Genomic DNA, 15,361 nt, shown 5'->3' on the forward strand with positions numbered 1-15,361 from the left:
TAATAATTTTGACACTAACAGTCGCCATTTTTGCTAGTTTCAGCTCTGTCGGTGCCCACAATTGTCGCAATAGCTTAATTCCCTCGGCATCATCAACGCTCGAATTGGATGCATCAGAGATTGCGGCCCGATTTCCCCTCTATACGGCTTTAGCCAATGGAATGGTCAAAACCCCAGCTTCGCTTTTAAAATCCATAGCTATCGAGCACGGCAGCTCCCAGGATGAAGTAGGACGAGAAATTGAAAAAATATTAATGCGGTTCAATGATCCTGATCAAATTGCTCACATTCAGAGAGCCTCACTCGCTAGAACTCTGGAGAATCTGGGGGTTCAGCACACTGACGCTGATCCTTATGAAACGCTTTCCTCTTTAAGTAGGTTTAATCTAGCTGCCATGAGAAAGATTTTTGATCTCCCAAAGGGCATGGATAATCGGCCTTCCTTAGAATCCGCCGCACGAATTATCCATGCCAGAAGGACTTCTGGAGACATCACAACAAATGTTCTCAGTGCCACCAAGATAACAAACCTAGGTTTTCCCATGCCCGGCAATAGTATTCATCCATTCAATAGAGCGATACGATCTGGCGACAATGTCTTCTTCACCATGGAGTTCGAGGACTCAGCTCAAGGTGGCGAATACGGCACCTTTAAATTTTTTCTTAAGAAAGAATATGCTCAGCGTGGGTGGGTGGGTCCCGATGATATGGAGCCATCTAAATTATTGACCGCACTGGAGATGGTCAGCCCCGGAACTCAGCAACAGGTCCTCGCGGCTTACGAAATGCTAACAAATCGCCGAGGCATCACTCTTAAGGGAATTAATCAATTTAGTTTAAATTTGGATCAGGCCCTCTTGCAGGAAATATGGCAGCCACATCTCCATAATTTCTCCCGGCTCATTTTTACTTATCAGGATTTTTTGAGTTTGTGGGAGGCCTTACTTTTCAAGCAAGAAATCCTGGTTAGGGAAACACCGGAAGCATAGAGAAAGCCGCTTTCCCGAATATCAAGGACAGTAAGAAAATTGAACCTGAACAAATTAAAGAATATTTCTCCCATTTATCTCTGAATGAGAAATTGAGCCTGGCCCGAGTTGTCTTTAATATCCAATTTCCTTGGGTGTTGAGAGTGCCAGGAGTGACACCCCACTCTCAGCTCTACCGCACGCTCGACAAAAAGCCTTAACCAATTAGTTGTGGACTTAGAACCAATTTATTTGGTCTGGTCGGGCCAATGTTACAGAACCGTTCATAGCGTCTAGCAATTGCTCATGTTCTTTCGTTAGACAAGTGTCCACTCTGTTAATCAATATAAGCCACGGAGACTGGAATGAGAGTTGCATTTTCAATCAGGTATGGAGACATCGATCGCTCACCTCTTTATCATTTTGGGACTTGCGGCTGGAATTGCCAGTTGCAATGCTCCTGATTCTTCAACGGAAACCGCAGGCTCGCTTGTCAGGGAAAGTTTAGGTGTTTTAGGAACAGTAAAGGCCATTCACCTCACATCAGCAGGGCTTTCTAGCTCCATCTCCGAAGGATATTCTGAGGCTGAATTAGATTTTGACTCCGGAGTCGCAAGCTATCATCTCGCTTGTCCCGGGAAAGAATTCAGCGGACAAGCGCCGGTGCCAAGGGGACTGAAGGAATCGCTCCAACAGTTCCTATCTGAATCAGAGATCTGCAGAATCCGGTTTGGAGCTCCGCAAAACAGCGAACAGGTGGCATGCCTCGCAATGATGATACCAATGGCAGAAGCAGTTGTGCCCTCTGGAGAGGTTTTACCTCTCTTTCTCGCAGGCAATCCGATCTGTCAGCAGCCGATCAATTTTTTCTGCGATCCTGAAGTCGAAAAGGAATTTCAGGACTTGGCCAAAAAAGCGATTGCACTTTTACCGGCCTGCGACTAGGCCTTTTTGCGAATGCATCAAATAAAAAACCTGGGCACTGGTCGACCCGCGAGTTGATACTCCTTCTGATTTCAAGATCACTTGAGTTCAATAAATTTAATACCAGCTTGAGTCAGTTTTTTTACAAGTAAGGTTCGGTATTTTTCGACAAAATTAACACCTTCGTATTTCTTATAAGCAGGAGTCATCCTATGCTGAGCATGCAACAACTCATGAGAAGCCGTATCAAAAAATGTCATAGTTCCAGGGCCCGTCATAGGAATTGATACAACATAAAACTCTTCAGAGGGGCCACCAATGCGCTCAATAATGCGATCATAGACTGCTTTCTTAAAAGCACGTTCCTGAGCACTTAAGTCAGAGTCTTTGACCGTCGTAAAAAATCCTATCAGTTCTGCTCCCGGAGTATTAAACCCCCCTATGAAAGCCTGAATGTACTTTCCAGCCGGGTGATCATGGGAGACAACCGTTTGTTTTTTGACAGTTGAAAATCCCTCTGAAAAAATGGAAAATCTCCACATCGTGCCGTTGAGAATTTCGTGATGATAGGACATACACAAAAACACGTTTTTGGCCTCAGCTATTTGCACACACCTGATCTTTTGATCTGCAATTTTGGCAGTTTCCAAGTTAAAGGGTGCACCGTTAATATGCGCCAAGTAAGGGGCCTGGATTTCATTCATCAACTTCCTTGCTATCAACCTCAGGCCCTCGCCAGAGACAGGATAGAGGTCCTTGTCAAAATCAACTGCGATCTCAAAATTATGGCTACTTGCGTGAGCCTGCCTGGGGAGGTGTTCAATGCAGCCTTCAGAAGCCCCCGTTGACGCAAAAACAGCACCTGGAATCAGGCACAAAAGCGATAGAATAATACAAATTCTCATGATCTTCTCCTTTGCACACCTCGTCAGGCGGCAGAATGCCGCCATGTGTCTATCTGGCTGTTTTCAAAGTCAAGGAGTATCTCGCATGGTGAATCTCAATGTAATTTCTCCCAGTATTTCCAGAAGCAGGTCCGCTAACCAGCGCCTAGGCCTGCAGAGAAAGACCCAAATACTCGCCTCATTTCCTTATGTGGTTTCCAGTTTCGCCAAATCCCGGGTAATATTCTTTTGATGCGCCTCCAGAGTGCCCCCTCCGATTTCGAGGAGCTTAGCATCCCGCCAGAGGCGTTCGACGACATACTCACCGACATAACCATAACCACCCAAAACCTGCATCGCTCTGTCTGCTAGATTTTTACCCATCGTTGTCGCCACGAGTTTAACTCCATCAGAATCCAGACGATGCCCGTGGGAGGAAATGTCCATCATCCGAGCGGTATTGTAGACGTAAGTTTTAGCGGCCATATACTCAGCATAGGAATCACCAATATATTTTTGAATCTGGCCAAAAAAATTGAGGGATTTTCCAAATGCTTCTCGTTCTCTCGCGTATTTATTCATCACCTCAAGACTCCTTCTGCCAATTCCGAGGCTCATCGCGGCCAAAGTGAGTCGCTCAAGTTCCAGATTCTTCATCATATGAAGCATTGAATCCCCTTCAGAGCCGATCAATGCAGACACGGGAACGCGACAATCCTGAAAAACCAACTCTGCCGTATTGGATGCGCGCATGCCTGTTTTGTCTTTTATTTTTTGTCCGACGCTATAGCCAGAATGTGTTTTATCGACAATGAATGTGGACAAAAGAGCTCTGCCGTTTTTCTCACCCGTTTTGGCGTAGAGTAACACCACGTCAGCTGGGGTTCTCTCTTCATCAAGAGTCCCATTTGTGATCCACATCTTTCGTCCATTGATAATGTATTCATTCCCGCGCCGTTCTGCGGTGGTGAGCATTCCCATAACATCCGTTCCGACGTGTGGTTCTGACATCGCCATGCACCCCACCCACTCACCCGAGCAAAGCTTGGGCAGGTATTTCTCTGACTGTTCTTTAGATCCGTTTTGAGCCAGATTATTCACACAAAGCATGGCATGAGCCAGATAGGCCAGAGTAAATCCCGGATCAGAAGCAGACAGCTCTTCATGGACAATTGCGGCAGCCAAGGGATCCTGACCAGAACCACCAAATTTTTCATCAACTGTAATTCCCAAAAGACCTAATTCACCAAGCTTGCGAAAAAGACTGAGATTAAAAAGCTCCTTTCGATCGTGCTCCAAGGCTTGAGGCTCCACCTCTTTCTGGGCGAATTCTCTGACCATCTGTCTGAGCATGCTGTGTTCTTGCGTTGGATTAAACAGATCGAATTTGGAAAGCTCTGAACTTAAATGATCTGACACCTTATTCTCCCTCGGTTGATTGGCGTCAAATACTAGTGTGAGGAGCTTTTGGGGTCAATACAAACAAACGGACATAAGGGCTGAACAAATTTGCTCCCATCTCGATAAATGGAAATGGCCTTTAATCCTTTTTTCCAAGCCATAAGCAAAAGTCGGCCAATATCCTCGGTCGTCGCCCATTCAGGAAGATTCACTGTCTTTGATATCGCTCCACTGACAAAGGGCTGAACGGCCTCCATCATTTCCAGATGAGCTTCCGGACGCAAACCCAATTCCCCCTTTACAAAACTTGCACATTCGAAAATTTTTGTGTGTTCCGATTTTAAAATGGGAGCCTGTCCCAGGTGACCAAATTTAAGAACATAGTCTAAGATCTCCTGAGACTGAATCGTGCTGTAACCGAGCCTTCTCAGCGCAACGGGCAAAGCTTGATTGACTTGGCGAACGGCTCCTCCTCCCGCAAGAGTTTTCATTTTGACCAAGGCATACTCAGGTTCAATTCCGGTTGTATCGCAATCCATGAGTAGCCCGATAGTACCCGTGGGAGCGACTGCTGTCACCTGAGCATTGCGGATCCCCACCCTCTTTGCCTTCTCCAAAATTAAAGAGAACTTTTCGCTCAGACCCTCTCTCATATTTTTTGGAAGAATCGGTGACTTGAGCAATTTCTCTGCTGCTTCCTGATGTCGAGAAATCACATTGAGCACAGGCATTCTATTTTTACTGTATCCAACAAAGGCTCCCCTAACTTCGGCTAGGTTCACGCTCGTCGAAAGAGCTTCTGCTTGTATCCAAGCCGCAATTGCTCCTGCCCAAGAGCGCCCTTCCTTCGAATCATAAGCGAGTCCCATGCGCATGAGCAATCCACCAAGATTTGCAAAACCCAAACCCAGTGGGCGAAAATCTTGACTATTTATTACAATTTCAGGCGTTGGATAACTTGAATAACCCACCCATATCTCTTGGGCAGTAATGAACACGCGAACCGCCGATCTCAGACCTTCCAAGTCAAATACGCCAGTCGCCTCATTGAAAAATCTCGCCAAATTGAGAGAGGCCAAGTTGCAGCCAGAATCATCCAGAAACATAAACTCGGAGCAGGGATTGCTCGCTCGAATCGGACCGCTCGCAGGAACCGTGTGCCAGCTTTGAATGGTCGAATCGAATTGAATACCAGGATCACCACAATGCCAGATTGCTTTCAGAATCTCATCCCAAATATCTTGGGCCTCAAAAATTTCAATCACTTCGCCCGTGGTTCGAGATTTCGTCTCCCAATGCCCCTTGTTGAGAACCGCTTCCATAAAAGAATCTGTGACCCGCATTGAATTGTTCGAATTTTGCCCACTGATGGTGTGGTAAACCTCTCCGTCAAGGCCTCCTGAAAATCCGGCTTTCAAAAGTCCTCTGGCCTTTTCTTCTTCCCGATATTTCCAACGAATAAAATCCAATATTTCTGGGTGATCCACGTCCAAACAAACCATCTTAGCCGCTCGTCTTGTTACCCCGCCAGATTTTGTCGCTGCGGCGCCACGATCAAGGACGTCTAAAAACGCAAGTAATCCAGAACTGAAACCTCCACCAGCAAGTTCCTCTTGCTTGCCCCGCAAGGTCGAAAAATTGGTACCAGAACCAGAACCGTATTTGAAAATTCGGGCCTCCTTGAGAGCCAATTCAAAAATACTTGTCAGATCGTCCTTCACGCTCAGAATAAAACAAGCCGAAGATTGCGGACGCAGAAAAGCATCCTCTCCTTCTTTTACGCATCCCAAATCATCATCCCAATACCAAGTCTTCATTTGAGACTTGATTCCATAACAATGACTCAAGCCACAATTGAACCAAACGGGACTGTTAAATGATCCGAACTGATGAACAAGCAGGTGGCGAAGTTCATCGGCAAAAATCTGAGCAGAGTCATCGCTCTCCCACAGGTTTTGCTTTTCTCCTTCGAAGAGAAGAGTCGTCACAACTCGTTCAAACATGTGAATAACGGAGGTCTCTTTTCCTTCTGGACAAATGGAGCGAGGCACATCACGTTGGCGAAAATATTTGGATGCGGCAATGTCGGTGGCCATTTGACTCCAAAACTTGGGCACAGTGACCCCCGTCTGGTGAAAAAGAACTCGGCCTTGACTGTCATGGATCAAGCTATCTCTTTGTTCCCAGGTAACATTGGCATAATAAGGATCACGCCCCTGTTGGGTAAAATAACGTGAAAAATTTAATCCTTTTGCCCATTCACGGCCTGATTGATCACTCATTCCAAAGACTCTATAATTGAGTGACCTTGGACTCAATAATGCGATATGTCTTCGCTGGATTGGCATTGCCCTTTGATTTTTGGATGAAATCTCAATGAAGACAACGAAAAGACCCATCTATTTTGATTATAATGCGACGACCCCTTTGCACCCTTTGGCTTTCGAGGCCATGAGGCCCTATTTCACTGAAGAGTTCGGAAACCCGGCGAGTTTGAGCCATTCTTATGGATGGTCCGCAAACATGGCCGTAGAAAAAGCTCGTGAGCAGATTGCCTTAGCCCTCCATTGCCAACCCAAAGAGATTTATTTTACAAGCGGGGCTACTGAAAGTAACAATCTGGCCATACTTGGCCTTGCCACAAGACGAGGCGATCAGAACGACTCGGCACCCCACTTCATCACAAGCCAGGTTGAGCATAAGTCTGTTCTCGAAGTTTATCGATTTGCTCAAACACGCTTTGGAGCTGAGGTGACACTTGTTGATCCCGATCGCTTTGGACAGGTCTCCCTCAAAAGTATCCAAAGGGCAGTCAAACCAAACACACGCCTGATCTCTGTCATGATGGCAAATAATGAAATTGGAACCATCAATCCAATTGCCGAAATTGGACAGTGGGCGAAATCGCAAAATATCTTGTTTCACTCGGACTGCGCCCAATCCTTTGGAAAGCTCCCCATTCATGTTGAGGACATGGCCATTGATCTTTTAAGTCTCTCTGGTCATAAAATTTACGGCCCCAAGGGAGTGGGGGTTCTTTTTGTGCGATCTAAGAACCCCACTGTTGAACTTCTCCCTCTCCTGAGTGGAGGAACCCAAGAGCATGGAATTCGCCCTGGCACTCTCAACGTCCCGGGCATCGTTGGCCTCGGTGCCGCGACTGAGCTCGCCCTAAGCGGTATGGGTGCAGAATCTGAGCGTCTAAAGGTACTTCAAAAGCATCTGATCAGCGGTGTGCTCAACCAACTCCCCGAAGCCTCTCTCAATGGTCACCCCACAGAAAGGCTTGCGACCAATGTCAGTTTTTCATTTAGAGGCCTATCCGCCGACATATTTGCCCTTGGATTAAATGGACTCGCCCTCAGTGCCGGTTCGGCCTGCGCTTCAGGAACCTCCTCTCCGAGCCATGTCCTCAAAGCGATCGGGCACTCCGACCAATTGGCTCGAGCAACAGTGCGTCTTGGTTTGGGCCGCCTGACCACATTCGCAGATATCGAACTCGCAATCGATAAGATAGTCGAGATGGTGGTTAAAAATCGCCAGATTTCAATAGCTTAATCAGTAGATTTATGGGTAGCTCATGGGCGGGTTCACTGGTGTAGCTTTACTTCTGGCCACTCCCAAATCATATATGCTATAATTTGCCTTATTAGTTAGCCCAACAGAAGAGGGGCCTTTTCCCGCAGGATGGTGATGCTTATGATAACAGTAACAGAAAATGCAGCAAAGCGGATTGCTCAATTGAGAAGCGAAGACGGAGCTAAGGAGCAGGCCATGCTTCGCGTAAAAGTGAAGAAGGGTGGTTGCTCTGGTTTTTCTTACAAGATGGATTTTGATGAGCAGGTCGCCAATGGAGACAAAGTATTTGAGTATTTTAATGAAAAGATCATCGTCGATGGTGAAAGTCTGCTTTATCTAGTGGGCCTCAGCCTTGACTACAGCGGTGGACTAAATGGCAAGGGCTTTGTATTCAATAATCCAAACGCCACGAAGACCTGTGGATGCGGCACTTCGTTTGGAGTATAAATAGCGGTTTTGGTGGGACATCTTATTGCTGAAGTAGGCCCACAGAATTTTTGAATCACTTCAACCTACTTCAGTACAGCCAAAATAGGTGCGATAGCCACTCCGTTCTTCTTCCCGTTTCAATTCCTTAGTTTGTTTGATATTCATTTTTTGCAGCATGTAGCCATTTCAAGAGTGGCGGCAAAAGGCTTCGTGCCATTTGTCTTTCGCTTTCGGATATTTCTAGCTGGTCCAGACGAATAAGATGATCGAAACCCTTCCTCCTGAACTGAACTTTGGGGTGGGAAATATTGGGTTCTCGAAGGGGCATTCCGTTCAATACACTAGGTATCGATACTTCATATATTATCTATAAGATCAAATGGAGTGATTTTGAGGTCAACACCCCCCTGTTAAATATTATATATTATACAATTAGTTAAACGATAAATGATATCATTTCAATATTAATCAATATAATATTAATATTAATTGATATTAACTTTATACCGATTTCAATGTACACTTGATCCAGGAGCATTGATGTGGAAATAGCAAAATTATTTGGTAATTTAACAGCAACGCAAGCCCTTATGTTTCTCGCTCGATATGAAGAAGGGACCGCAAAAGAAATTTCTGATGCTTTTAAGGTTTCAAAAACGCAAATTTACCTTCAATTGGTCAAACTAGAAAGTGCGGGTATCCTGTCCAGCCGTCCAATGGGAAATCAAATCATTTACTATTTTAATCCCCGCTCTCCTATTAAAAATGAGCTTCGTGAATTGCTAGAAAAATATATCGAAACAAGTATGTCAAAAGATCAGTACAAAGACTTTTATCTTGTTCGTAGACGCGGACGTAGTCGTGGCAAAACTCTAGGAGGATCGTATGCCCGATAAAGACAAAATATCAGATTCGACTACAATTGCTGAATAGAGTTCCCCAAAGGAAGCCGCTTGGTTTTGAGCTAAGTCCGCAGATTCCTTGGGAGCAGATGTGGGTTTGCTTCCCTTCTGGCCTCTCAAAGAAATTATACATAAACGGTAACTTTTACATCACAGATTAGATGTCTTGGGGCAGGTTCTAATCTGACTTGCTTAAGACCAGTGGCTTTGCTACTTTCCGGCTTTTGACAAGGAGCGTAACGTGTGGACATTAAACTTTTTCTTGATCGTTCAGCGGGCTCTCTCCATGCTTATTTTTTGTGTGCCGATTTTTACTTTCCTTCCTTATGCAGCTGGTTCTAATAGCTTAGTTTTAAATGCTCGGAGTCTTGATCAAATACCAGTCGCTGAAGCCAAAGCAGGGTGTCGTCAGATATTGACCTATCCTATCCTTAGGTTTGTCAATTCCAACGGATTTAGAGATTGGTTTGAGAGAATTGATCAAGAATTCGCCTACAATCGACAGATCTCAGAAAACGAGGTAGCTGAATTACTTGAGCGATTTAAAAATTACTCTGAAGATATTGACAACCTCTTAGGCTCTCCTCAATTTACGGTGGCCCAAAAGCTCAAAGTGATCTTCTATAACCTGGCCTATCTTGCGAGGTGGGAAAATAAGTTTGTCGGATCCGACCAAAGTCGACGTCACCTGCGCCTTGCGGCTCATTTTTTTGAAAGTAATCCGGTTATCATTGATTTCATTGTTCGTCAGATACAATGGCTCCAGCAACCCGCTTTCATCAAACTGATTCTCAGAACCTATCGGCAGTTTGACGAATACCTTCAACATCGTGATGCTAAACCGCATCTGGACTACTTTGGAAGGTATAATGATCAATCAGATATTCCGATGGATGAAAGTCGATTTGATGTCAGTTCCTTTGAGAACCTGCTAACGGATCTCCTTCAGGCGCACAGGGGGCCAAAGGTCGTCGCTGAGACCATGATGCTGATTTATGGTATTTATTCTAGATCAGATTATTTTCAGGTGAGGAGACCCTTGCCATATAAGATGGCACCTGTCGAGGTTGCAGCGAAATCGTCTAAACCAAGTTCTCGAGTGCCAGACCACCTGCCGGGCGTTCATCTTCTTATTGAGGGTGTCCTTCAGCCTGCCCTTTTGAATCACAAAACGCACCCACTGATCACTTTATTTTTCATGCAAATCGAATTTGGCCTCTTTGGAAGCCTAGTTCAGCCTAACCACACTTTTAGTAGATATAATCCTCAGTTTGGCGCCGAAGAAGCAAAATCGAATTTTTCTTTGGTCTGGTTGAAGCTTCTCGAACAGATGCTTTTAAGTAATTCCGAGGTATCTGAGCAAGTAGATTTGATGTTGGACTTTTTACCCTCATCTGGTCCAACTCATCGAGTGACCTTAGATGAATTATTAGATAAGTTATTTTTGAAAAATTCCGATTTTGAAATTGCTGTCAAAGACGAGCTAACAGTCACTGCAACGAATCATGATGCTGTCATTGTGTCAGGCTTGCCCATACATTTAGCAAGAACTTTAATCATTTCTTCTCTCATTTTTCGAAGTAACCATGAATATCAATCTCAGCCGGAAAACCTGGGAAAGCGCATGCCCCAATCATTTCATCTTTTAAGAAGGGTCGATGGGGATGAGCAAAACGGTCAGGAGCTTTCTCTTGAAGAAGGTCGGGCCATTTTTGGTTTTGAGGCTCTGAGGGAAACCTTGGGAATTCTGAGACCAGTCCCAACAAGTGCAATTTTGGATGTTGGTGCTACCGAAAAGGAAATGGCCGCAATAGGATCGACGAGAGTGAATCGATCATCTGCCCCTTCAGCGAACTCGTCTGTTCCACGGGTCAAGATTAGGTGGGATCGGATAATCGAATTTCTGAAAAGACTCTCTCAAGAAGCTCCTTGGCCCTTTAATCATGTCTTGTTTATCTCTGATGCTTCGAAGGGCAAAAGGTCTCCATTGAGATTGTCACCACCCAACGGAAATTCCCCTGTGTATCCTAAAATCTCTCATGATTTCAAAAGGGCAGATTCTATATCTCCTATTCTGATAAAGGGTAATGAACTCTTGGCCAGCCTAAGGGAAGTGGGGATCTCCTGCTTTAAACTGACGAAGAGCAGGGACTCTGATCCTGAATCATCGGTCGATTCTGTGAGAGAAATTCATAGATTTAACCAGGTTGCCTTTGATTTGTCTACAGTCCTACAAAGTGGGATTGGTCGCATCCGCGATCAACTAAACGAAGTTTATCGATGGGCAATGGACATTGATAACGGAATAGTTCACCGAATAAATATCCTCAATCGCCCCTGGGAAAGGAAAGTCTCGGAAATTGATGTATCCGAATTCCGTCGGGTATTAGACCACTTGGCTGAAACTATGCAATCAACAACTCAAATTGAGAACTTATCAAGACAGTTAGCGAGCGTCCTCGATGAATTCAATTCACAAGGTACAGAGGGACCTTTGAGGCCTAATACCATGAGACAATTTGTGAAGGCCAATGAGAACCATTTAGCGGAGACAAGGAAAGTGTTTCAGAGAACTCGCGAAATGTATGACGTGATGACCGATATTCAAAACGCTTTGACCTTTTTTGAACCGGGAAGAGATGAATTGGAGAGGCTGAGGTCACGGATGTTTAAGATAGCGCCCTAATGATACAGACACCAATCTCGGAAGGGACTGGATTGCGGACAGTCCCACACCCTTATCGCTAGGAGACTCTTGTAGAATCAAGAACCTATTTTTTATACGAGTCATTTCCGGGCACTTCGTTTGGAGTTTAAAGATCCACTCCCTGCTGGATCCTTTATCGCCGCCGCCGTCGGCGCCGTTTGTTTGATGAGGGACGATCCGAATTTGACTGATTTTTTGATTTGTCCTCGGTCCTCTTTATCATGGCCTCCAATCGAGACTTAGAGTTACCTAAATTTGGTTCTCCTTTTTTTCCAACTTTGCCAACTGCGGGGCTATTGGGATTATTTAAATCCTCAGTTATGGCCTGAACAATATCATCGTCTTGCTGGATTAAATTTCCGGTTACGGCTTTAGAAACGACTCCTTCGTTTCGGAGGTCAACCTGAAATCGACGCGAGCCGGGAGGGCCTTCATGCTCTTTCTTTTCTTGTTCCGTCAAATCAACAGTGATATCGCCAAAACAGTAAAGCTGACAGGACAGGCGACGTTGGTCAATGAAGTGACCCGATCCAATCAAAGAGAGCTCCTTACTTGATGGAGGCAGCACATTGTACTCTCCCTCGACGAGTTTGACTCGACATTCGGCACAGTTGGGCACGCCGTTACAGATGGACTTAATGAAAATTCCATTCCGATGTGCGAGATCCATCACTGTTTGATTGGGCTGTATCTCGAGCTCGATGCCTTGAGGCAGAAATTTAACTTTCATTTTAACACCTGAACTTTAGCAAATTTCTTTCTGCCAACTTTTAAAATAAATTCATCGCCTGCAACAAGATCGATTTTCATTTGTGGATCTTCAATTTTCTCTCCACCCTTCTCGATGGCACGTCCCTGAATCAGCCGTCTCGCTTCGCTCGTCGATGTCACCAAATCAAGTTGCTTTAGCAAGTGACAAATCCATAGTCCCTTCTCGGCGGGCAACTTGAATTCGGGCATCTCGTCGGGTAGCCCCTTGTCCACAAAAATACGATTGAATTCCTCAACAGCCCTGTTTGCGTCCTGAAGAGAATGAAAACGAGAAACAAAAAAGTGAGCCAGCTCCACTTTGGCCTCCCTCGGATGCTTTTGTCCTGATCCCAGCATCTGCTTCAATTCATCCATCTCCCCGCTGGTTTTATCCGTCAGGAGTTCATAGTAACGAACCATCAATTCATCCGAAACGCGCATGGTTTTGCCAAACATCTCTCGAGGACTGTCCTCCACGGCAATGTAGTTATCCAGACTCTTTGACATTTTCTGAACCCCATCAAGGCCTTCAAGAATGGGCATGGTCAAAACACACTGGCTCTCAACTCCGTAAGACTTTTGCAAGTCCCGACCGACCAGAAGATTAAATTTTTGGTCAGTGCCTCCAAGTTCGACATCTGCTTTTAGCGCAACGGAATCATAACCTTGAACCAAGGGGTACAAAAATTCATGAATACAGATACTCTGATGGCTCTGAAATCGTTTTGAAAAATCATCTCTTTCCATCATTCGGGCTACCGTATATTGGCTGGAAAGTCGGATAAAATCGGCTGAAGTAAAATTATTCATCCAACGAGAATTGTAGTCCACAAGCGTTTTTTCAGGATCGAGGATCTTGAATACCTGTCGAGCATAGGTCTCTGCGTTCACTCTCACCTCTTCCATCGTGAGAGCAGGACGAGTCTCAACTTTGCCAGTGGGATCGCCTATCATCGCCGTAAAGTCACCAATCAAAAAAATGATCTCATGACCCAAATCTTGAAATTGCTTCATCTTGTTCATAAGCACGGTATGTCCAAGATGAAGATCAGGACGTGAAGGATCGAATCCTGCCTTAACCCTCAGGGGTCTATTTTCCTTTTCACAGCGAGTCAGTTTCTCCAAAAGCTCTTTTTCGGATATGAAATCAACCACTCCTCGACTGAGCTCTCTCACTTGCTCATTGGGACTTAACCGAGACATTGCAAACCCCTCTCAAATCCTATCTCGCGTGTTCAACCATGCGAGTTTCGCGAACAACCGTCACTTTGACCTGACCTGGATAGTTTAGCTCCCGCTCAATTTTACGTGCGATATCGCGACTGAGCATGATCGACTGCTCATCTGTTACTTTTGAACTGTCAACCAAAACCCTAATTTCTTTGCCCGACTGAATTGCGAAGGTACGGGAAACACCATCGAAGCTGTTTCCAATCGACTCAAGATCCTCAAGACGCCGAATGTAATTTTCCATCATATGGCGGCGGGCACCCGGTCTCGCCTTTGAAAGACTATTCGCTGCCTGAACCAAATGTGCCAGAATCGATTCTGGTTTTTCTTCGTCGTGGTGGGCACGAATCGCGTGACAAACCTGTTCCTTCTCACCATGGCGTTTTGCAAATTCAGCACCCACCATCGCATGACTTCCATCAACTGTGTGATCGATGGCTTTTCCAATATCATGCAAAAGGCCTGCGCGCCTTGCTAGTTTTTCATCATAACCAATTTCAGCCGCCATCATGCCTGCCACCATGGCAACTTCAATACTGTGTGCAAGCAGATTCTGAGTTTCGGTGTGGCGATATTTCAGACCACCCAAGAGATTGATGATACTCGCATGTAAGCCATGAACTCCAAGATCAAAACAAGCTTTCTCTCCGTCCTCTTTGATACTCGCAAACAGTTCACTTTTGACCTTGTCCACAACTTCTTCAATGCGAGCGGGATGCACTCGCCCATCTTCTATCAATTTTATCAAGGCCAAGCGAGCGACCTCTCTCCTGACCGAGTCAAAACTGGAAATAATCACAGCTTCAGGTGTCTCATCAATGATCAAATCCACCCCGCAGGCCGCCTCTAGCGCGCGAATATTGCGCCCTTCTCTACCGATAATCTTCCCCTTCATTTCATCACTTGTGAGCGGGACAGTCGCGACGGTTCGCTCAGCGGCGACCTCCCCTGCAAAGCGGGAAATGGCGACAGAAATCACCCGCTTCGCGTTGCGATGGGCTTCAGCTCGGGCGTCATCTTCGATTTTCTGAAGCTCACCCGAGATATTGTTTCTCACCTCGTCTTCAAGAGCCCGCCGAAGTTCGTCACGAGCTTGATCAGAACTCATATTTGCCACGCTCTCCAATTTTTCTCGCAGATCGTTAATCTGGTGTTGAGCCTTTTGCTCCAAATCTGCAATGCGAGATTGAGTGATCTGAATGCGTTCAGCCTTTTCGTCCAAATCGTGAATCTTATTTTCAAGAACTTCATTCTTTCGCTTATAGTCAGATTCCAGCCGAGCGTCCTTTTCTTTCAGCTGCCTTTCTATGCCCTCTGCTTTCTGCCTTTCTTTCTTGATGTCGTTTTCGACATTGCGTCGAGCCCGAGCTTCGAATTCTTTGGCCCTGCTGGCCGAATCTCTTTCTATTTTTATGGCTTGGTTCTTCGCTCTTTGAACAATTTTTTCAGCCTCTTTTTCCGTCTCCTGAATCTTGTTTTGACCAGTCATTTTGTAGAATAGGATCAAAGCACCTACTCCACCGACCAAACCCAAAACCAGACTCACAAATCCGGTAACAACAATTTCGGTTCCCATGACTCCAATTC

Annotated in this window: 12 protein-coding genes; 6 read left to right on the forward strand and 6 right to left on the reverse strand. The window is 45.4% G+C overall.

All coding sequences use genetic code 11. The features are described from left to right. Positions 1-8: 8 nt before the first annotated feature. Positions 9-989, forward strand: coding sequence for a hypothetical protein (locus tag IPJ71_06175; protein MBK7843272.1), 981 nt, complete (start codon positions 9-11; stop codon positions 987-989). A 369-nt stretch (positions 990-1,358) separates the two neighbouring features. Then, positions 1,359-1,913: a hypothetical protein gene (locus IPJ71_06180; GenBank protein ID MBK7843273.1), complete on the forward strand. Its 555-nt coding sequence runs from the start codon at positions 1,359-1,361 to the stop codon at positions 1,911-1,913. A gap of 77 nt (positions 1,914-1,990) precedes the next feature. Here IPJ71_06180 and IPJ71_06185 read toward each other — a convergent pair whose 3' ends face one another. From IPJ71_06185 to IPJ71_06195, 3 genes are all read right to left on the reverse strand, one after another. Continuing rightward, a complete protein-coding gene (locus IPJ71_06185; protein ID MBK7843274.1) occupies positions 1,991-2,797 on the reverse strand; it encodes a hypothetical protein in 807 nt (268 codons plus the stop codon). Positions 2,798-2,983: 186 nt separating this feature from the next. Beyond that, the gene (locus IPJ71_06190; GenBank protein ID MBK7843275.1) at positions 2,984-4,129 is read right to left on the reverse strand and encodes an acyl-CoA dehydrogenase family protein; all 1,146 of its coding nucleotides are present in this window, start codon (positions 4,127-4,129) and stop codon (positions 2,984-2,986) included. A gap of 98 nt (positions 4,130-4,227) precedes the next feature. Beyond that, positions 4,228-6,459: a vitamin B12-dependent ribonucleotide reductase gene (locus IPJ71_06195; GenBank protein ID MBK7843276.1), complete on the reverse strand. Its 2,232-nt coding sequence runs from the start codon at positions 6,457-6,459 to the stop codon at positions 4,228-4,230. A gap of 94 nt (positions 6,460-6,553) precedes the next feature. Between IPJ71_06195 and IPJ71_06200 the strand changes: the two genes are divergently transcribed. The 4 genes from IPJ71_06200 (at position 6,554) to IPJ71_06215 (ending at position 11,773) form a co-directional block, all read left to right on the forward strand. Next, complete coding sequence (locus IPJ71_06200; GenBank protein ID MBK7843277.1) at positions 6,554-7,735, forward strand: cysteine desulfurase; 1,182 nt, start codon at positions 6,554-6,556, stop codon at positions 7,733-7,735. A 141-nt stretch (positions 7,736-7,876) separates the two neighbouring features. Beyond that, entirely contained in the window at positions 7,877-8,203 is a 327-nt protein-coding gene (locus IPJ71_06205) for an iron-sulfur cluster assembly accessory protein (protein MBK7843278.1), read from the forward strand. Between the two features lie 524 nt (positions 8,204-8,727). Further along, positions 8,728-9,081: a winged helix-turn-helix transcriptional regulator gene (locus IPJ71_06210; GenBank protein MBK7843279.1), complete on the forward strand. Its 354-nt coding sequence runs from the start codon at positions 8,728-8,730 to the stop codon at positions 9,079-9,081. A gap of 247 nt (positions 9,082-9,328) precedes the next feature. Next, complete coding sequence (locus tag IPJ71_06215) at positions 9,329-11,773, forward strand: hypothetical protein (protein ID MBK7843280.1); 2,445 nt, start codon at positions 9,329-9,331, stop codon at positions 11,771-11,773. A 154-nt stretch (positions 11,774-11,927) separates the two neighbouring features. Here IPJ71_06215 and IPJ71_06220 read toward each other — a convergent pair whose 3' ends face one another. The 3 genes from IPJ71_06220 to rny are packed head-to-tail and all read right to left on the reverse strand — an operon-like array spanning position 11,928 to position 15,350. Beyond that, complete coding sequence (locus tag IPJ71_06220; GenBank protein ID MBK7843281.1) at positions 11,928-12,524, reverse strand: 2Fe-2S iron-sulfur cluster binding domain-containing protein; 597 nt, start codon at positions 12,522-12,524, stop codon at positions 11,928-11,930. After that, positions 12,521-13,747 (reverse strand): tyrosine--tRNA ligase, encoded by a 1,227-nt coding sequence (locus tag IPJ71_06225; protein MBK7843282.1) that lies wholly within the window; start codon positions 13,745-13,747, stop codon positions 12,521-12,523. Before IPJ71_06225 ends, IPJ71_06220 begins: the two co-directional genes overlap by 4 nt. Positions 13,748-13,766: 19 nt before the next feature. After that, on the reverse strand, positions 13,767-15,350 hold the full coding sequence (gene rny, locus IPJ71_06230) for a ribonuclease Y (GenBank protein ID MBK7843283.1): 1,584 nt from the start codon (positions 15,348-15,350) through the stop codon (positions 13,767-13,769). Positions 15,351-15,361 lie beyond the last annotated feature (11 nt).

The organism is Bdellovibrionales bacterium (assembly GCA_016714165.1).
GTDB lineage: Bacteria > Bdellovibrionota > Bdellovibrionia > Bdellovibrionales > UBA1609 > JADJVA01.